We start from the raw sequence: 16,617 nt of genomic DNA, 5'->3' as shown, positions 1-16,617 counted from the left end.
ACACGACTTGAGCCGTACCGCCGCCATCCAGCACGCGCTGAACCAGTTCGAATCCGGTGCGTTCTTCACGACCCTGAGCCGCCGCGTCGGCTTGCGGACCGAAAGCCAGGAAAGCGGCAACGGTGCCGCGCTGCGCGCCTATCTGACCGACGAGATCGCACCCGAGGCCGCGCGCCTCGGCTTCACGTCGCGGATCGTCGACAATCCCGTCGACGGCGGCGGCCCGTTCCTGCTCGCATCGCGCCACGAAGACGATGCACTGCCGACCGTGCTGATCTACGGCCACGGCGACGTCGTGCGCGGCTACGACGCGCAGTGGCGCGCACCGCTGTCGCCGTGGACGCTGACGGCCGACGGCGACCGCTGGTACGGCCGCGGCAGCGCCGACAACAAGGGCCAGCACACCATCAACCTGGCCGCGCTGGCGAGCGTGCTCGATGCGCGCGGCGGCCGGATGGGCTTCAACGCGAAGCTGCTGATCGAGATGGGCGAGGAAACGGGTTCGCCGGGCCTCGCCGCACTGTGCCGTCAGGAGCGCGACGCGCTCGCGGCCGACGTGCTGATCGCGTCCGACGGCCCGCGCATCGCCGCCGCGCGCCCCACGGTGTTCCTCGGCTCGCGCGGCTCGGTCAATTTCAAGCTGAGCCTGCGCGCCCGTGACGGCGCGCATCACTCCGGCAACTGGGGCGGGCTGCTGCGCAATCCGGCGATCGTGCTCGCGCACGCACTCGCGAGCCTCGTCGACGCGCGCGGCGCGATTCGCGTCGCGGGGCTGCGTCCGCCGCCGATCCCGGCCGCCGTGCGCGAGGCGCTCGCCGATCTCTGCGTCGGCGGCGGCCCCGGCGATCCGGCGCTCGACGCCGGCTGGGGCGAGCCCGGCCTTACCGCGCCCGAGCGCGTGTTCGGCTGGAACACGTTCGAGATCCTCGCATTCAAGGCCGGCAACCCCGAGCACCCCGTCAATGCGATCCCGCCCGCCGCGTACGCGCACTGCCAGTTGCGCTTCGTCGTCGGCACCGACTGGCAGGCGCTGCATGCGCACCTGCGCACGCACCTCGATGCGCATGGCTTCGCCGACATCGAGATCGACGTCGAGCGCGGTGCACCGGCGACGCGCGTGTCGCCGGACGATCCGTGGGTCCGCTGGGCGGTCGCGTCGCTGGCGCGGACCACCGGCAAGAAACCCGCGATCCTGCCGAATCTCGGCGGCACGCTGCCCAACGAAGTGTTCGCCGACACGCTCGGGCTGCCGACCCTGTGGGTACCCCATTCGTACCCTGCGTGCTCGCAGCACGCGCCCGACGAGCACCTGCTCGCGAGCGTCGTCAGCGAGGGGCTGCAGATGATGGCCGGCCTCTTCTGGGATCTCGGCGACGACGCCCCGACCGTTCGCCGCGCGGCGCCCGCCGCGGCCGGCGCCACCCTGTAACGCGCTTCGCCCCTTTCACGGGACCTGCCCACACGATGAACACGACCACCCTGACCTCGCAGGAAGCCGCCCTCCCCAGCGCCGCGAAAATCCGGCGCATCATCTTCGCGGCGTCGATCGGCAACGCACTCGAATGGTTCGACCTGATCGTCTACGGCTTCTTCGCGGTGACGATCGCCAAGCTGTTCTTCCCCGCCACGAGCGAAGCGACGTCGCTGATGCTCACGCTCGGCACGTTCGGCCTGTCCTACCTGATCCGGCCGATCGGCGGCTTCGTGCTCGGCGCGTACGCGGATCGCGCGGGCCGCAAGGCGTCGCTGCTGCTGTCGATCGCGATGATGATGGCCGGCACGCTGCTGATCGCGTCGATGCCGACCTACGCATCGATCGGCATACTCGCGCCGCTCGGGATCATGCTGTCGCGGCTGATGCAGGGTTTTTCCGCGGGCGGCGAATTCGCGAGCTCGACCGCGTTCCTCGTCGAGCACGCGCCGCAGCGGCGCGGTTTCATGTCGAGCTGGCAGTTCGCGAGCCAGGGACTCGCGACGCTGCTCGCGTCGGGCTTCGGTGCGCTGCTGACGTCCACGCTGACAACCGCGCAACTCGAAAGCTGGGGCTGGCGCGTGCCGTTCCTGTTCGGGCTCGCGATCGGCCCGGTCGGGCTGTACATCCGCCGCTACGTCGACGAAGGCGTCGAGTTCAAGACGCAGGCACGCTCGGAAGCGCCCGTGCGCGAACTGTTCGCGGATCAGAAGCTGCGGCTGCTGCTGTCGATCGGCGCGCTCGTGATCTCGACCGCGATCAACTACATGGTGCTGTACATGCCGACCTATGCGATCAAGCAACTCGGCCTGCCCGCGTCGACGGGCTTCGCGGCGACGCTCGCGACCGGTTTCGTGCTCACGCTCGTCACGCCGGTCGTCGGCCACCTGTCCGATCGCACGGGGCGGATCCGCATGATGGCGGCCGCGGCCGTGCTGATGCTCGTCAGCGTGTGGCCGACGTTCGCCTGGCTCACGCGCCACGCGTCGTTCGCGACGATGCTCGCCGCACTGGTCTGGATCGGCGCGCTGAAGGCGATGTACTGCGGCGCGCTGCCGGCGCTGATGGCCGAGCTGTTCCCGTCGCAGACGCGCGCAACGGGGCTCGCGGTCAGCTACAACACGGGGGTCACGCTGTTCGGCGGCTTCGCGCCGTTCGTCATCACCTGGCTGATCAGCGCGACCGGCAACCGGCTGTCGCCGGCGCTCTACCTGATGGGGTGTGCGGTGCTGAGCCTCGTCGCGCTGTTCGTCGCGCGCACCCGGCTCAAGATGCGATAACGGAAGAAACGACGGCGCGGCGACGCGCCGCCGGTGCGGCCCGTAGCGGCATCGGCATCGTCGCCGCGCGGGCCGTGCGCCGTTTACGGCGCCGGGTTCGGCTGCAGCTCATGCAGCGCATCGATCTCGGCGAGGATCTCGTCGGACAGCTTCACGTCGATGCTGCCGATGTTCTCCTTCAACTGCTCGAGCGACGTTGCGCCGACCAGGTTGCTGCGCACGAATGGCCGGCTGTTGACGAACGCCAGCGCGAGCTGCGCGGGCGACAGCCCGTGACGCCGCGCGAGCGCGACATAGCGCGACGTCGCCTCGACGGCCTGCGGTTTGCTGTAACGCTGGAAGCGCTCGAACAGCGTGATGCGCGCGCCGGCCGGACGCGCACCGTTCTCGTACTTGCCGGACAGCCAGCCGAACGCGAGCGGCGAATACGCGAGCAGGCCGACGCCGTCACGATGCGTAAACTCCGACAGCCCGTTCTCGAACGTGCGATTCACCAGGCTGTACGGATTCTGGATGCTTGCGATACGCGGCAGCCCGAGCTTCTCGGCCGCGCGCAGGAACTGCGCGACGCCCCATGGCGTTTCGTTCGACACGCCGATCGCGCGCACCTTGCCGGCCTTCACGAATTCCGCGAGCACGCCGAGGGTTTCCTCGATCGGCACCGTGTAGGCGTCGTCGACCCACGGATAGGCGGGCCGGCCGAACGTCGTCGTGCTGCGGTCGGGCCAGTGCAGCTGATAAAGATCGACGTAGTCGGTCTGCAGGCGCTTGAGGCTGCCGTCGAGCGCTTCGGTCAGGTTCTTCCGGTCGAACTGGTTGCCTTCGCCGCGAATATGGCGCGGATTGTGCGGCTGCCGCGCCGGCCCCGCGATTTTCGTCGCAAGCACGATGCGCTCACGCTGCGCGCGATGCTGCGCGAGCCACGTGCCGATGTACTGTTCGGTGCGCCCCTGCGTATCGGGCTTCGGCGGCACCGGATACATCTCCGCGGCATCGATCAGCGTCACGCCTTGCCCGATCGCGTAGTCGATCTGCTCGTGCGCATCGCGCTCCGAATTCTGCTCGCCCCACGTCATCGTGCCGAGGCCGATCAGGCTGACCTCGATGCCCGAATCGCCAAGTGTGCGGTATTCCATGCTGTTCCTGTCGCGTCGGTGGAAAGCAGGAACGCTATCACATTGAAGCGACCGCTTCAGACAGGCGCCGCACACGCTTACAGGCGGCCTTCGGTACGGGTGCGAGCGTTCACGCGCAGGGCCCGAACGAACGCGTTGCGGCCCACCGTTACTGCGGCCGCTGGATGAAACAGGTCGCCGACGCATGCGCGACGATCTTGTCATCCGGCGTCTTCAGCGTGCCCTCGGCAACGCCGAGCGAACGCGACAGGTGAATCACGCGCCCTTCCGCAACCAGCTCGACATCGCGCGGCACGGGTCGCAGCATCTTCACATGCAGATCGACCGTACCGTAGCCGACGCCCGCATCGAGCATCGAATGCACCGCACACCCCGTGACCGAATCGAGCACCGTCGCCGCGAACCCGCCGTGCACGCCGCCGAGCGGGTTCAGGTGCCGGCCGTCCGCCCGCGCCGAAAATTTCACATACCCGAGCTCGACGTCGAGCGGACGCATCGGGATCGTCTCGGAAATCGACGCGAGCGGCGCATCGCCCGATACCGCTGCGCGCAGCAGATCGAGACCAGACAGGGAAAGCGGGTTCATCGGGTTGTCTCCGGGTTGAAAGCGCGTCGCCGCGCGAGTAAGTTCCAAATTGGAACTCATTATTCACAACGACCACGGTCGTTGTCAACGAGGCCGGGCTCGTTGCAGTCGAAGGCGGGTTCTATAATCGAGCCCGCTATTTCGCTGAACCGCCGCAAGAGACTCGACGATGAAATGGGATGACATCGGCACGCTGAACTGTTCGGTCGCGCGTACGCTTGCCGTGCTCGGCGACCGCTGGACCATGCTGATCCTCCGCAACGCGTTCCTCGGCTGCCGCCGCTTCGACGCGTTCCAGACCCAGCTCGGCATCACGCGCCATGTGCTGGCGGAGCGGCTCGCGCGGCTCGTCGACGAAGGCGTGCTGGCCAAGCACGCGTATCAGGAACGCCCGCCGCGTTTCGAATATCGTTTGACGGACAAGGGCCTCGACCTCTACCCGACCCTGCTTGCGCTGACCGCATGGGGAGACCGCTGGAAAGACGACGGCCAGGGGCCACCGGTGCAGTTGCGTCACCGTACCTGCGGCCATCTGATGCACGCGGTCACCGTATGCTCGGCGTGCGGCGAGCCGCTCGACGCCCGCGACGTGCAGCCGGAGCGTGGCCCCGGATGGGTCGCAGCAGAAGCCGCCGGAACGACTTCGGCCGAGGACTGACGCATCGCGCATACGGGAACGCATACGGGAGCGCGTGACGCACACGGATCGTTCGTTGCGTTCGCGCTGCTGTCGCCGGTTCCAGCGAGCCGACCTGGTTGCACTCTCGCACGGCTTGCACGCCGACACCCTGCCGTCGCATGCGCATTCACGCGCCGCCATCGCCCCCCCATTCGCCGATCGACCCGATCGCATGCACGGATCCCGCACAACGCAACTTTGCGTCACCGCCTCTGCCATCGCCGGTCTTCGCGATGCGTCGTCCCTTGGCATCCGCACGTGACCGGGCCGCCACGTGTGCGTTACACTCACGGCCCGCTGTCTCGAAATTATTCGCTGTCCAAGATGTTGTCGCGCAATCGCCTCGCCGCTGCCTGTCTCGCCGCCTCCCTGCTCGCCACACCGTTCACCGCTTTCGGCAAGACGCAAAGCGAATCGCTGCTCCAGCAGGCGATCGACTTCGTGTCGCGGTGGCTACCGGCCCCCACTCACGAAGCGCCCGCAACACAGGTCGTCGAATCGGCGTTTTCGCCCGATGGCGGTGCCGAAGCGCTGGTGCTGAAAGCGATCGGCGCCGCGCGCAGTTCAATCCGCGTCGCAGCCTATTCGTTCACGTCGCCGCCCGTCACGCGCGCACTGCTCGCCGCCAAGCGACGCGGCGTGAATGTCGCGGTGGTGGTCGACGACAAGGGCAATCGCGCGAAGAGCAGCAAGCAGGCGTTGAACCTGCTCGTCAACGCAGGCATCCCGACACGCACGATCGACGCCTATGCGATCCATCACGACAAGTACCTCGTGATCGACGCCGAGCACGTCGAAACGGGCTCGTTCAACTACAGCGCGTCGGCGGCCAGCCGCAATTCCGAGAACGTCGTCGTGGTGTGGAACAACCCGCAACTCGCGTCGCGCTATCTCACGCACTGGCAAAGCCGTTTCGACCAGGGCACGCCGTACCGTTCCAGCTACTGACACGCGCCGCGCTCACATCGTGTTCGATCCGCCGTGTTGCAGATGATCGGCGAGCATCGCGCGAAGCTCAATTCGGCCGAACGGCCAAAGCGTTGCCTGCTTAATGGATTTCAGCCGTCCGCCCCGTCGCGGCACCGGCCTGCGTCGTCGGCGTGCAGCGATTCGCGTGCTCACCCGCGCCGCGTGCCGACGATGTCGACAAGCCGCTGGCGCCGCCCGGCAGCGCGTTGCTCACGCATGCGACGCCGAATACCAGCGTGTTCTGGACCATCGGATAAAGAAGATACAGCGCAAACGCGAGATAACCCGCGTACAGAATTCGAACCATGGTGCAATGGAAGGCGATGAACGATTGGACTCGCCCTGTTTACGGCACTGCGCCGGGCACCTTGAGGCGTCGCGCACCGGATTGCGCATCGGGGCGAAACGCGGGCCCATGACGCCCGCTTCTCACCGCATCTGCAACGATCCGGGCCAGGCCGAAACCGCCCGCTTCCGGATCGCCGGCATGGCGATACGCCGCGCAATGCGCGATACTGTCCGGCATACGATCCCGTGACCGGCCTCGCAGCCGGGACAAAGGACACGACCCATGCAAATTGCACCGAAACCGGCCAACGAGGCGGCCCGCCTCGATACGCTTCATTCGCTCTCGATCCTCGACACGCCGCCCGAAGAACGCTTCGATCGCCTGACCCGTCTTGCACGCAGGCTGTTCGACGTGCCGATCGCACTGGTCAGTCTCGTCGACGACGATCGCCAGTGGTTCAAGAGCCATGCGGGGCTCGACGTCACGCAAACGTCGCGCGACGTGTCGTTCTGCTCCCATGCGCTGCTCGCGGACAATACGATGGTGGTCCAGGATGCACTGAACGACGATCGCTTCCACGACAATCCACTCGTCACCGGTGCACCCGGCATCCGCTTCTACGCCGGCCGGCCGCTCGTGGCGCCGAACGGCGCGCCCATCGGTACGCTGTGCCTGATCGACACGCGGCCGCGCTCGCTCGAACCCGACGAGCTCGCGCTGCTCGGCGATCTCGCCCACATGACCGAACGCGAGATCGCCGCGCTGCATTTCGCGACCACCGACGAGCTCACCCAGCTGACGAACCGCCGCGGCTTCGAGATCCTGGCCCGCCACGTGCTGAGCCTGTGCGATCGCCTGGGTCGTCACGCGGTGCTGCTGTTCTTCGACCTGAACGATTTCAAGGCGATCAACGACCGCTTCGGCCACGCCGAGGGCGACCGCGCGCTCAAGACATTTGCCGACACGCTGACGGGCGCACTACGCGACAGCGACGTGATCGCACGGCTTGGCGGCGACGAGTTCGTCGTGCTGCTGAGTGCCACCGATCCGGCCGACGTCGCCGAGCCGGTCGACCGCGTGACGCAGGCGCTTGCGCTGCGCAACACGGCCGACGCGCGCGGCTATGACATCCGGTTCAGCGTCGGGTACGTCGACTACGACCCCGCGCACCATCGCGACGTGGCCGGCCTGCTCGCATCGGCCGACCAACGGATGTACGAGCACAAGCAGCGCGGCAAGACGGCCGGCGCGTGAGCGCGGGCGCATGCCGCCGCCCTGCCGGTCAATTGCGGTGGCGCGGCTGTGTCAGCTGCCGCACGGCGGCGCGCTGGCCATCGCCTCCGCGATCTGCTCGGGCGTCAGGTCGCGCTGGTGCGTCGCGAGCGACCAGCGGTGTCCGAACGGATCCTCGACTTGTCCGTAGCGGTCGCCCCAGAACATGTCTGCGGCAGGAATCGTCACCGTCGCGCCGGCCGCGACCGCCTTCGCGATCGCCGCGTCCGTATCAGGCACGTACAGGTGCAGGCAAACCGGCGTGCCCTTCAGGGCCTTCGGCCCGAGCGCGCCGTGTTCGGGCATTTCATCCACCAGCATCAGTGTCGAATCGCCAATCACGAGGCACGCGTGCGCGAGCCGGCCGTCAGGCATCGCCAGCCGAAACTGTTCGCTCGCATTGAACGCGCGCTTGTAGAAGTCGATGGCAGCGGTTGCGTCGGCGCAGATCAGGTGCGGCGTCAGCGTACGCATCCCTTCCGGGATCGGTTTGACGGACGTGGACATGGGTGTCGCTCCTTCGTTCGGTGGTCGTATCGGAATCGGGACGGACGCGCGATGCGCACGCCTCCGATGCTACGACGGACGACCCCCGGCGGAAATCGACACGGCGCCCCGCATTTTTTTGTTTTCTCGAGTATCAGGGCGCTCGGGGTCGCCGCATCGGGCGTCACCCGCCCGTTCGGCCGGCGTCGTTGTCCGGCGTGCCGAACTGCCGGCGACATGCCTCGAGCAGTCCTGCCACCGCATCGAGCGGAAGATCGGCAAACCGGGCAATCGGCAGCATCACGCCGCCCGGCACCCTGGTGCGCGACGAATGCGCCGAGAACTGGTAACCGATATAGCGATTGCCTGCGACGCTGATGATCCGGAATTCGGTGACATCACGCCATGGCGTGACGGGTTGTTCGCGTAAGCCTCCGATCAGCCTGAAACCCGTCTCGTCGACATGCAGCGCCATCCTGCGTCGCGACGACACGAAGAAGGCGGCCCCCGCCAGCGCCAGCAATCCGGCCAGCGCCGCTACCGGCCAGAGTGCCGGGGCGGCCGCATAACCGCACACGCTTGCCGCGGCCAGCACCATGCATACGATCGCCCTTCTTTTCAGGCTCCGGCCGTCAACCGCCAGTGTCACCGGCAACTGGCCGGCGATCGTTCCCGCGACCGGATCGACGTGCCAGCCGGAATCGGTGGATTCAAGTGCGTCTTTCATTGTGCGATCGCTCACCTCGACGGCCGCCGGGTGATCGAAGCCGGACACCCTGTCGATGCGCTGAAAAGGTCGGCGTGCCGACGGGAAATGATCGCGATCGAAAAAGGTACGCATCGACGCACGCCAGCACGCACTCGTCCACGCGGAACGGTCAGTGCCCGGCCGGCACCGGCCATATTCAGTTGCACACCTTGACGGTGCCGTTGGTCGTGCATTGACCGGTGGCCCAGTGACTCTGCCCTGCCAGATGAGGCGCCAGGCCGATGCCACGGATCGGCGCGGCTGGCGACGACGCCGGAACGGCTGCGGCTGCCGACGCGGTGTCGGGCGACGGCAGCGGAGGCGGCTCGGACGCCGTCTGGCAAGCCGACAGCGCCAGACAAAGCGCGGACGCCCACGGAGCGATGAGGGATCTGGACATGATCTCGTACGCGTTTGCGAAGTTCGCTTCCGGTAACGGCTCGCTGAAGATCGCGTGACCGTCAAACCGTTCGGCACGACCGGTCATGCGGCATGACGATCGTCCAATACTACTCCTCGTGATCGACGTCGTGCGAGCGACCGTTCGGCCAGGTGCCGCCATTCATGCGACGACGCGTGCTAGCGATGACGCATGCCCCTTCGGTCAGATTTGCGGCAGATCGCGCAACGTGCGCGATTCGTTCGTTGCATCGATGTCGAGCTCGATGCCTTCCGATGCATCGCGATACAGCACGCGTTTGAGCCGGGGCCCGATCGCGGTGGCGTCCGATGCCGAAAAGATTGCGCAGACATCGTTGCCGGACGCGAGCGCGCGCGCCACGTCCGCCACCGGCGCCTCGCTAGGCGTCGCCGCCCACGACCGGTCGGACGGATTCACGGCCGCCCAGCGCACATGCGTCACGCGCGCGCTGAGCGGATCGATTCGCACACCATTCACCGCAAACATCGACATCGGCATCTCCTTCGAATATTTTTGCGGCCCGCCGTACCGATGCGCGGTCACGGACGGCCCCAGATCTCGCAGACGTTTCCCGCCGGGTCCGCCACGGAAATCGCTACCGTGCCGTCGCCGTAGTCCCACTCGTTCAGGATGCCGACGCGGCACGACTCGAGCCGTGCGACGGCTTCCGACACGTGCGCGACTTCGACGGCCAGCGCAATGCCATGGCCGGTCGGTCGAAACTCCGGATACGGAAACCTGCCGCCACTGCCAGTGTGAACGGTCAGCGTTGCTCCGCCGATCACGAAGCGGCGCCACGGATTCCCCGCAGCCGACACGCCTTCGGAGTGAACCGGCAGCGCAAGCGCCAGACGGTAGAAATCCACCACCGCCCGAAAGCGATCGTCTTCGACCGGCACCAGGATGCCCAGACTCGCGATCATGTGCGCCCCTCCGGTCAATGCGATTTTCGATGATACATTGGGACGCTTTACAACCGTCAACAGACAATCGTGCACGGGAGAAACACATGACCGACGCCTGGGGAACCTTCCCTGCCAGAATGGGCGACCATCAGGCTTTCATCAGCTTCAACCACGACTTTGCGGAAATCGCGGAAGGCGATCCGCGCACGTCGCTGCTCAGCGTGCGCGTCCCCTTTGCGCATCCGACGCCGGAAGGCCTGCCGACCGGCGACGAATTCGCCGGTCTCGCGAAGATCGAGGACCTGCTGGACACCGCGATCACGGCGAAAGGTGGTGTGCAGGTCGGCCGCATCACCGTCGACGGCCATCGGGATTTCCTTTTCTACGTATCGCTCGACGAAGAGGCCGCGGCGGAGATCATCGACGCGCTGGCCGATCAGACGACCTACGCGTTGCAGTACGCGCACCAGGACGATCCGGACAAGGAAGCGTACTGGCAGACGCTCTACCCGACCGACGACGACCGGCAGATCATGCGCGACATGCGCGTGCTGGACGAATTGCGGAAGAAAGGCGACGCCGGTGATGTCAGCCGGCGCGTGATGCACTGGGCGTACTTCCCCGACCAGAGCGACGCGCATCAGTTCGCGGACTGGGCCGAAGCGAAAGGCTATCCGGTCGAATCGGTCGCCCCTACCGAGGACGGCAAGTCGGCCGTACGGTTCTCGCACGAGGGCACCATGGCACTGGCCGACATCACACGCCATACGGTCGCGATCAATCGCGAGGTACATTCGTTCGCAGGGGAATACGACGGATGGGAAACCAGCATCGAACAGGCTGGCCGAGCGGGTTGACCTACCCGCCGCAAGTGACGTGATGCACCGCATCCGGCGCAAAAAACATCCCGGCGGCATTGATGCGCGCCGCCGGGACCAAGGCATCACCGGCCGAAACCGGCGATGGGCCTGAGGGTTCGCTCAGGCACGAGGAAAGCGATACGTGCGGACCAGGCGATCGGATGCAGGGCACGCAACCGGTGCGATTGCGCTGCCCGCCGAACGCCTGTCCGGTTCCGCCGACGCGGCCTTGCGGCGTCGGACGGGCAAAAAGCCCCCGCTCCTGCGCGAGCGAGCGGGGAAATGGTTGACCGGGCCGGGGAAGAACGGTCAACCGGCCAGATTGTGAGCGCCGGCCGCGCAACGATCTGTGCGGCAACTCACCATTTGGTGACGATGCCGCGGCAACCGGCACGCTCGCGTGCCGCGCGGATCGCGTCACGGCCCGAGCGCGACGCCCGCGACCGGCGCGAGCAACACCACGATGACAGGCGACAACACCACCGCCCCGATCATCATCACGCCATCGGCCGCGAGCGTGACGGGGGTCGCGAGCACGCGCACGGCCTTGCCCGCCGTGGTGATGCGGTCGGTGACGTCGATCTTGTACGAATGCGCAAACGACGACCACGTCTTGCCCTGTGCAAAACCGTCGGCCAGATAACGCGAACCGGCCAGTTCACCCTTCATCTCCAGATCGCTGCTCCCGCGCTTCGTGAAGCCGTCCTCCAGCGCGCGGTCCCAGCCCTCGTCGGTCATATCGGCGCGACGGAGCTGGAGCCGGAACTTGCCCGAGATCTTGCTGCCCTGCGCGACGAATCCATAGAGCGACGCGTTGATCGACTTGCGGTAGGGCGATGCCAGCACGGCACCGAGATGCTCGGGCATATCGAAGATGTAGTGATATTTCTCGCCGAGCACGACGAATTTCTTGCCATCCTCGCTGACGAGGAATCGGTCGACCGTCTCTTCGTATCGGCCATCTTCGAACAGCATTGCCGTGCAGCCTGTCAGGCCGGCGGCGACAACGATCACGCGCTGCCGTCAGCAGCGCCCTTCTTTTCATGTCTGGAATTTGATCTTGTTTTAATGCAAGCGGATATTTTCAGGCCCGGGGCAAGTCTCCGGCAAGTCGCGGCGGCTGTCAAAGCAGGTTTATTCTATTTTTCCGATCGACACGATTCCGGCTTCATTTTTCTGCATCTTTTTTGAAACCATGTTTCTCGAACACAAGAGCCCGCGCGTCATGACACCGGGTTTCGTCCTCATACCGGTCAGTTGAAAAACCACTCGGCAACCATCTCGATCCAGTCGAGATCGCCGACGATGTCGATGACGGTTTCGCCGACCATTTCGGCAGTCGATGTGGTCGATGAAGTTGACGCGTTCGACGCAGTCGATGCGCCCGCCGCCACCGCGCCGGCAGCGACCCCATTCACCTTCGTCATCTGGGCGGACGCACCCGATCCCGGAGCGGCCAGCCGTTCCAGCCAGTCGCCGATATTGGCACGCGCATCCTCTTCATCCGCGAAATCACTCCGCTCGAGATAACGGTCGAATACGATCCACGCAAGCGTCTTGCTTCGCGAACCGGATTCGAGATGCCAATCGACAACGCCCGTCCGACCGGACTCTCTGATTTCGAGCGTCGCGGTGAAACAGTAATCGAGATATTCGATCTCAAGTTTCGACGACATGGTTTTCTCCGGTCAATCCGCCCTCTCTGTTCTTGTGATCATCCGCGCTTGCCGGGTTTCGCGACACAGTGTGAATTCTGCATGAAATTCGCGCGACGGCTCATTCCCGCTGGCGGGATCACGATATTCTCATAACCTGTCGATAACGATCGCCGACACATGACTGCACTCGATTTTTCCACCATTCCCCTCGGCGCTTTCGCTCGTGGTTCGGTTCTGCTGCCAGTCACCGCGCTTTCCTGTTCCGGGTATTGCCCTGCTTCGCCATCGCGATCGCACTGCTAAACTCCGGCCAAGACGACCGCTTGCAATACCAGAGGAAAAAATGGCACTCGCCCGCGCACAACAGAATGGCGTAGAGGTCTGGATTGTCCAGATTCCCGGGCACACTCCCTATGCCTATACGCACCTCAAGCGGGTATTCTCGTGCGACGATACGCGACACCGGGTCGTGACGATCGACCTGACGAAACTGCTGGCATGTGCCGACCGGGACACGACGGACTACGTGTTGCCGTCTGTTCTTTACTGGCCACCGGGAAAAGCCGCGGGCATTCGCGAATTCCTCGATCCTGAACAGGACAGGATTCCGGACATGCCGTACATCACGTTTCGCGAGACGAGAACACGAACGCTGCTCGGCATCCCCGGGCTGTCGAAGGTCGGCGTCGCGTCGTTCCGGAACGGCCAGCATCGCGCGCGCTATCTTGCCTATGCAGGTGCAACGACCCTGCCCGTCGAAGTGCACGAGACGGAAGCCGATTTGCTCGTGCAGTACTGTGTCGAGTCACTGTGAAGTACGTTCGGATTTCGCCCGGCGATGGCCGCGCATCATGCGGCCGTTCGCTCGAATGTGGCCAGGCGGCTAGGCCTGTATCGCATAGATCCGGTCGGTGACTTCCGTCTGGCCGATGCGGCTCGTTTCGATACCCGCCAGTTGCCATCCGTTGTGCTCGTAGAAACCGATCGCGCGCTCGTTGCCCGCCAATACCTTCAGATGGACCTGGTGCACGCCGAGCGTTCGCGCCCATGAACGGACGGCTTCGATCATGAGCTTGCCGGTGCCGCCTCCGTGATGCGAAGGATGGACGTGCAGGCAGTCGAGCAGCACGCCCAGCGCCGGATCGACGGGGCGCTCGGCACTGACGAAACCCACGGGCTCGCCGTCCGCCTCGGCGATCAGCACCAGGCCCCGCTCGTTTTCGTTGCGATCGAAATATTGCCGCCACCGGGTCGCGTGTTCCGTCGGCACCTCGTCGGACAGGTAGGTCGCCGGCAAGATATGGCTGTATGCAGTTTGCCAGCTCAGCGTGTGCAGGCGAGCGATGTGCTGTGCGTCTTGCGCTGTCGCGTCACGCAGCGTGGCACGGGTTTCCGGCATCGGTGGTCACTCCTTCCACTTGCTCTCTTGATCGGGACGTCTCGCCGCAAATATACCGTTTGCAGATATTCGCCTCCATCACGTTTGACGCGATCGCGTCAGCGATTGTCTGCCGGACGCCATGCCGGGTTCATGCCCCGCTGCAGCTCGTTGCCAATGCAACGAGGCCCAGGCAAAAAAAATCCCGACACTGTCATTGGTTGTCGGGATCGAACGGCCCTGCAAAGCATGAGGGCACGAGGAAGTCGATACGTTACACCAATGTAAGACTGTTGCGCGCTGTCGGCTCGCGCCAAGTCCCTGTCTCGTTCCGCCATAAACGAAAAAAGCCTGCTCACGCGAAACGCGAGCAGGCAAGAAAACGGATCAGCATTCGAGGCACGAGGGCTGTCCAGGAAAGATAACGGCACCGGAAGCGAGAACCTTAGTCGAAAAAGGAAATTGCGCAACTTGCGCAACATCACGTCGACTGAATACGGCCATACAATCTCGCGTCGACGATGGATTGACGAATACCGGCGGCATAGTGGCGATATCCTGTCGCGCTCAGCCCTGGCTTTCCGTCAATCACACGCTGTTCGATCTGGCTTGCGCCTGGCGGAGCGCCCGTCCGTTCAATCGGCCATGTATGGCAAACTTCGGCTCCGAATCGACGCAGCGCGCACTCTTTACCGCAGGGGAATCATGTACGTCTTGATCTATATCGCAGCGGTCGCCGTCGCCAACCTGATGGTCGCTCATTTCGGCCCGGCTGCAACACCGATCATCGCGTTCCTGCTGATCGGCCTCGATCTCGCGATTCGAGACCGGCTCCACCTCGATTGGCGAGGCCGCGCGCTTTGGTCGCGAATGTTTGCGTTGATCGCAGCCGCCGGTATCGTCAGTTACGCACTCAATCCCGCCGCCAAGGAAATCGCCGTCGCGTCCCTGGTGGCGTTCGGTTCGGCAGCCGTGGCGAGCGCAATCGTGTTTCAACTCGCGCGCCGCTTTCCGATACTGGCGCGCGCAAACGGCGCGAACGTCGCGGGTGCGGCTGTCGACTCCATCATCTTTCCGCTCATTGCGTTCGGGGCCGTGTTTCCGGCGATCGCCGCGCTGCAGTTCGTCGCCAAGGTGGCTGGCGGCGCCTTGTGGTCGTGGGTGGTGTTTCGAAACACTCGATCGGCTCAGGCGGGAATCGCGAGCAATGTGGTCGATCGTTGAGGACATGTTTGCTTTTCGCGGCATTCGCTACGTTCGAATGCGCGCCTGGCCGGACGCCCAAAAGCAGCAATCCCGATCTGTCGCGCCATACCCCATCGCCATGCGCTTGCCGTCCGAATAGCGGCGACGACGTTTTGATAGCTGAAGGTCGAAGCGTATCCGGCATCTTGCGCCAGCTTCAGCGCCTGACTCACCTGCTCAAGAAAGGGAAACAGCGCGATGACGTTGCGAGAATGACGCGAATCAGAACCTATCGGGCGAGAACCCTGGCCAAGCGTCTTGCAAGCAGCGTTGCAAGCACTTCCAGCTGATACACGATCGCCACGACGTTGCACGCGATGAGGGCAAAGTCACCAAAATCCACCGGGTGCATGTGATAACCGATTCGGTGGTTATCGACGATTTTTTCAAACGAGGCAATGGCCGACGGGAAGCTGACGACGCTCCCGCAGATCAAGAGAGCGCTGACTCCCGCAATGTGTTTGATCCGTGCCTTTTGCGGCAAAACGCAAGTTGCGAGAAGCAAGCCGATGCCGCCTGCGTTGGAAAAAAGGAAAGACCACGCTATAGGCCAATCCACGGTCCAATTCAGCAAAAAAAGGATAAACACGAGCCACGACAAGATCAGCAGGGGCATCGCCGGTGCGACTCCAGCGAGCAGATAAAACGACGCCCTCACTACCCTGAGAGTCGTCATGCCCGTAATCTTTGGCCTTGAATCGGTTTGCCGTTCCGTTGTCTGGGCAACGGGTTTACTCTTTGACCGCATGGATTCCCCGAGAAGCGTCGAATTCCAAATCCTGTGGAGTCCGTCAATTTACCGTAGAACGCCGCTCCGCCAACAGCGCGCGCAAAACACAACCGAAAATTTGACCGCCCGCTCCTTTCGGCACATTGGCGCGGCCGCGTTCCTTCACTCGGATTCCCGGCACCGCAATATTCGACTGCACGAAGTACGACACGCCCCCTCCGTACAACACGCGGCATGTCTACGCGATCGCGATACCGTTGGCCGGAATGCCCCCGCTCGTGTGAGCGATACAGCTCAAGCACGACATCGAGTTGTTCGCGACTGGATGTACAAAATGGATGGCTGGCGAGCAGAACGCTCTGGAGACGACGAGGCTCGAATCGACGCTATTGCGCCTGATTGCCTCCCGCAAAGCAAAACAGGCGCCTGAGCGCCTGTTTTGTTAATGCATTCGGTGGGGTGGCTGATGGGACTCGAACCCACGACGACAGGAATCACAATCCT

At 64.5% G+C, this 16,617-nt stretch carries 22 protein-coding genes; 9 read left to right on the top strand and 13 right to left on the bottom strand.

All coding sequences use genetic code 11. The features are described 5' to 3' along the window. Positions 1–7: 7 nt before the first annotated feature. Entirely contained in the window at positions 8–1,429 is a 1,422-nt protein-coding gene (locus L810_RS03555) for a M20 family metallopeptidase (protein ID WP_021157002.1), read from the top strand. A 35-nt stretch (positions 1,430–1,464) separates the two neighbouring features. Next, the gene (locus tag L810_RS03550) at positions 1,465–2,751 is read left to right on the top strand and encodes an MFS transporter (RefSeq protein ID WP_021157001.1); all 1,287 of its coding nucleotides are present in this window, start codon (positions 1,465–1,467) and stop codon (positions 2,749–2,751) included. Between the two features lie 83 nt (positions 2,752–2,834). Here L810_RS03550 and L810_RS03545 read toward each other — a convergent pair whose 3' ends face one another. Both L810_RS03545 and L810_RS03540 read right to left on the bottom strand, forming a co-directional pair. Further along, the gene (locus L810_RS03545) at positions 2,835–3,887 is read right to left on the bottom strand and encodes an NADP(H)-dependent aldo-keto reductase (RefSeq protein ID WP_021157000.1); all 1,053 of its coding nucleotides are present in this window, start codon (positions 3,885–3,887) and stop codon (positions 2,835–2,837) included. A 148-nt stretch (positions 3,888–4,035) separates the two neighbouring features. Further along, positions 4,036–4,473 carry a PaaI family thioesterase gene (locus tag L810_RS03540; protein WP_021156998.1) on the bottom strand — a complete coding sequence of 146 codons (438 nt, stop codon included), beginning with the start codon at positions 4,471–4,473 and terminating at the stop codon, positions 4,036–4,038. 169 nt (positions 4,474–4,642) lie between these two features. On the opposite strand from L810_RS03540, the gene L810_RS03535 reads away from it, so the two are divergent. Together L810_RS03535 and L810_RS03530 are read left to right on the top strand one after the other, a co-directional pair. Then, positions 4,643–5,131, top strand: a complete 489-nt coding sequence (locus L810_RS03535; protein ID WP_021156997.1) for a winged helix-turn-helix transcriptional regulator — start codon at positions 4,643–4,645, stop codon at positions 5,129–5,131. A 345-nt stretch (positions 5,132–5,476) separates the two neighbouring features. After that, positions 5,477–6,100, top strand: a complete 624-nt coding sequence (locus L810_RS03530) for a phospholipase D family nuclease (protein ID WP_027787490.1) — start codon at positions 5,477–5,479, stop codon at positions 6,098–6,100. 100 nt (positions 6,101–6,200) lie between these two features. On the opposite strand, the gene L810_RS03525 is transcribed toward L810_RS03530, so the two are convergent. Next, positions 6,201–6,428 carry a hypothetical protein gene (locus L810_RS03525; RefSeq protein ID WP_021156995.1) on the bottom strand — a complete coding sequence of 76 codons (228 nt, stop codon included), beginning with the start codon at positions 6,426–6,428 and terminating at the stop codon, positions 6,201–6,203. Positions 6,429–6,434: 6 nt separating this feature from the next. Between L810_RS03525 and L810_RS46860 the strand changes: the two genes are divergently transcribed. Together L810_RS46860 and L810_RS03515 are read left to right on the top strand one after the other, a co-directional pair. Beyond that, positions 6,435–6,659 carry a hypothetical protein gene (locus L810_RS46860; protein ID WP_155836108.1) on the top strand — a complete coding sequence of 75 codons (225 nt, stop codon included), beginning with the start codon at positions 6,435–6,437 and terminating at the stop codon, positions 6,657–6,659. 33 nt (positions 6,660–6,692) lie between these two features. Further along, the gene (locus tag L810_RS03515; RefSeq protein WP_021156993.1) at positions 6,693–7,664 is read left to right on the top strand and encodes a sensor domain-containing diguanylate cyclase; all 972 of its coding nucleotides are present in this window, start codon (positions 6,693–6,695) and stop codon (positions 7,662–7,664) included. Between the two features lie 51 nt (positions 7,665–7,715). Here L810_RS03515 and L810_RS03510 read toward each other — a convergent pair whose 3' ends face one another. From L810_RS03510 to L810_RS03490, 5 genes are all read right to left on the bottom strand, one after another. Further along, a complete protein-coding gene (locus L810_RS03510; RefSeq protein WP_021156992.1) occupies positions 7,716–8,189 on the bottom strand; it encodes a VOC family protein in 474 nt (157 codons plus the stop codon). 163 nt (positions 8,190–8,352) lie between these two features. After that, positions 8,353–8,895 carry a hypothetical protein gene (locus L810_RS03505; protein WP_042973067.1) on the bottom strand — a complete coding sequence of 181 codons (543 nt, stop codon included), beginning with the start codon at positions 8,893–8,895 and terminating at the stop codon, positions 8,353–8,355. 178 nt (positions 8,896–9,073) lie between these two features. Then, the gene (locus L810_RS49585) at positions 9,074–9,316 is read right to left on the bottom strand and encodes a hypothetical protein (RefSeq protein WP_081052453.1); all 243 of its coding nucleotides are present in this window, start codon (positions 9,314–9,316) and stop codon (positions 9,074–9,076) included. 204 nt (positions 9,317–9,520) lie between these two features. Continuing rightward, positions 9,521–9,829, bottom strand: coding sequence for a phosphatidylserine decarboxylase (locus L810_RS03495; RefSeq protein ID WP_021156989.1), 309 nt, complete (start codon positions 9,827–9,829; stop codon positions 9,521–9,523). 47 nt (positions 9,830–9,876) lie between these two features. Beyond that, positions 9,877–10,260 carry a VOC family protein gene (locus L810_RS03490; RefSeq protein WP_021156988.1) on the bottom strand — a complete coding sequence of 128 codons (384 nt, stop codon included), beginning with the start codon at positions 10,258–10,260 and terminating at the stop codon, positions 9,877–9,879. A gap of 86 nt (positions 10,261–10,346) precedes the next feature. Between L810_RS03490 and L810_RS03485 the strand changes: the two genes are divergently transcribed. Further along, on the top strand, positions 10,347–11,099 hold the full coding sequence (locus tag L810_RS03485) for a DUF695 domain-containing protein (protein ID WP_042973063.1): 753 nt from the start codon (positions 10,347–10,349) through the stop codon (positions 11,097–11,099). A 420-nt stretch (positions 11,100–11,519) separates the two neighbouring features. Here L810_RS03485 and L810_RS03480 read toward each other — a convergent pair whose 3' ends face one another. Together L810_RS03480 and L810_RS03475 are read right to left on the bottom strand one after the other, a co-directional pair. Continuing rightward, a complete protein-coding gene (locus tag L810_RS03480) occupies positions 11,520–12,077 on the bottom strand; it encodes a hypothetical protein (protein WP_226233331.1) in 558 nt (185 codons plus the stop codon). A gap of 278 nt (positions 12,078–12,355) precedes the next feature. After that, positions 12,356–12,778 carry a hypothetical protein gene (locus tag L810_RS03475; RefSeq protein ID WP_021156985.1) on the bottom strand — a complete coding sequence of 141 codons (423 nt, stop codon included), beginning with the start codon at positions 12,776–12,778 and terminating at the stop codon, positions 12,356–12,358. 325 nt (positions 12,779–13,103) lie between these two features. Between L810_RS03475 and L810_RS03470 the strand changes: the two genes are divergently transcribed. Then, positions 13,104–13,574, top strand: coding sequence for a plasmid fertility inhibition factor family protein (locus L810_RS03470; protein WP_021156984.1), 471 nt, complete (start codon positions 13,104–13,106; stop codon positions 13,572–13,574). A gap of 69 nt (positions 13,575–13,643) precedes the next feature. On the opposite strand, the gene L810_RS03465 is transcribed toward L810_RS03470, so the two are convergent. After that, positions 13,644–14,159 carry a GNAT family N-acetyltransferase gene (locus tag L810_RS03465; RefSeq protein ID WP_021156983.1) on the bottom strand — a complete coding sequence of 172 codons (516 nt, stop codon included), beginning with the start codon at positions 14,157–14,159 and terminating at the stop codon, positions 13,644–13,646. Between the two features lie 450 nt (positions 14,160–14,609). Here L810_RS03465 and L810_RS03460 point away from each other — a divergent pair, with 450 nt between their 5' ends. After that, positions 14,610–15,362 (top strand): VUT family protein, encoded by a 753-nt coding sequence (locus L810_RS03460; RefSeq protein ID WP_021156982.1) that lies wholly within the window; start codon positions 14,610–14,612, stop codon positions 15,360–15,362. A 250-nt stretch (positions 15,363–15,612) separates the two neighbouring features. On the opposite strand, the gene L810_RS03455 is transcribed toward L810_RS03460, so the two are convergent. Together L810_RS03455 and L810_RS46850 are read right to left on the bottom strand one after the other, a co-directional pair. Further along, entirely contained in the window at positions 15,613–15,999 is a 387-nt protein-coding gene (locus tag L810_RS03455) for a hypothetical protein (protein ID WP_124922872.1), read from the bottom strand. A gap of 175 nt (positions 16,000–16,174) precedes the next feature. Beyond that, on the bottom strand, positions 16,175–16,324 hold the full coding sequence (locus L810_RS46850; RefSeq protein WP_155638176.1) for a hypothetical protein: 150 nt from the start codon (positions 16,322–16,324) through the stop codon (positions 16,175–16,177). Positions 16,325–16,617 lie beyond the last annotated feature (293 nt).

It is taken from the genome of Burkholderia sp. AU4i, from assembly GCF_000466765.1.
Taxonomy (GTDB): Bacteria; Pseudomonadota; Gammaproteobacteria; order Burkholderiales; family Burkholderiaceae; genus Burkholderia; species Burkholderia cepacia.
Note: the sequence above shows the minus strand (reverse complement) of the source record. Positions and strands in the feature narration are given on the sequence as shown.

Coding starts and splice junctions, on each gene's coding strand:
- L810_RS03485 (WP_042973063.1), top strand. CDS start 10,347: ATGACCGACGCCTGGGGAACCTTCCCTGCCAGAATGGGCGACCATCAG.
- L810_RS03545 (WP_021157000.1), bottom strand. CDS start 3,887: ATGGAATACCGCACACTTGGCGATTCGGGCATCGAGGTCAGCCTGATC.
- L810_RS03495 (WP_021156989.1), bottom strand. CDS start 9,829: ATGTCGATGTTTGCGGTGAATGGTGTGCGAATCGATCCGCTCAGCGCG.
- L810_RS03550 (WP_021157001.1), top strand. CDS start 1,465: ATGAACACGACCACCCTGACCTCGCAGGAAGCCGCCCTCCCCAGCGCC.
- L810_RS03540 (WP_021156998.1), bottom strand. CDS start 4,473: ATGAACCCGCTTTCCCTGTCTGGTCTCGATCTGCTGCGCGCAGCGGTA.
- L810_RS03535 (WP_021156997.1), top strand. CDS start 4,643: ATGAAATGGGATGACATCGGCACGCTGAACTGTTCGGTCGCGCGTACG.
- L810_RS03530 (WP_027787490.1), top strand. CDS start 5,477: ATGTTGTCGCGCAATCGCCTCGCCGCTGCCTGTCTCGCCGCCTCCCTG.
- L810_RS03525 (WP_021156995.1), bottom strand. CDS start 6,428: ATGGTTCGAATTCTGTACGCGGGTTATCTCGCGTTTGCGCTGTATCTT.
- L810_RS03470 (WP_021156984.1), top strand. CDS start 13,104: ATGGCACTCGCCCGCGCACAACAGAATGGCGTAGAGGTCTGGATTGTC.
- L810_RS03490 (WP_021156988.1), bottom strand. CDS start 10,260: ATGATCGCGAGTCTGGGCATCCTGGTGCCGGTCGAAGACGATCGCTTT.
- L810_RS03515 (WP_021156993.1), top strand. CDS start 6,693: ATGCAAATTGCACCGAAACCGGCCAACGAGGCGGCCCGCCTCGATACG.
- L810_RS49585 (WP_081052453.1), bottom strand. CDS start 9,316: ATGTCCAGATCCCTCATCGCTCCGTGGGCGTCCGCGCTTTGTCTGGCG.
- L810_RS03465 (WP_021156983.1), bottom strand. CDS start 14,159: ATGCCGGAAACCCGTGCCACGCTGCGTGACGCGACAGCGCAAGACGCA.
- L810_RS03480 (WP_226233331.1), bottom strand. CDS start 12,077: ATGCTGTTCGAAGATGGCCGATACGAAGAGACGGTCGACCGATTCCTC.
- L810_RS46860 (WP_155836108.1), top strand. CDS start 6,435: ATGGAAGGCGATGAACGATTGGACTCGCCCTGTTTACGGCACTGCGCC.
- L810_RS03475 (WP_021156985.1), bottom strand. CDS start 12,778: ATGTCGTCGAAACTTGAGATCGAATATCTCGATTACTGTTTCACCGCG.
- L810_RS03510 (WP_021156992.1), bottom strand. CDS start 8,189: ATGTCCACGTCCGTCAAACCGATCCCGGAAGGGATGCGTACGCTGACG.
- L810_RS03455 (WP_124922872.1), bottom strand. CDS start 15,999: ATGCCCCTGCTGATCTTGTCGTGGCTCGTGTTTATCCTTTTTTTGCTG.
- L810_RS03505 (WP_042973067.1), bottom strand. CDS start 8,895: ATGAAAGACGCACTTGAATCCACCGATTCCGGCTGGCACGTCGATCCG.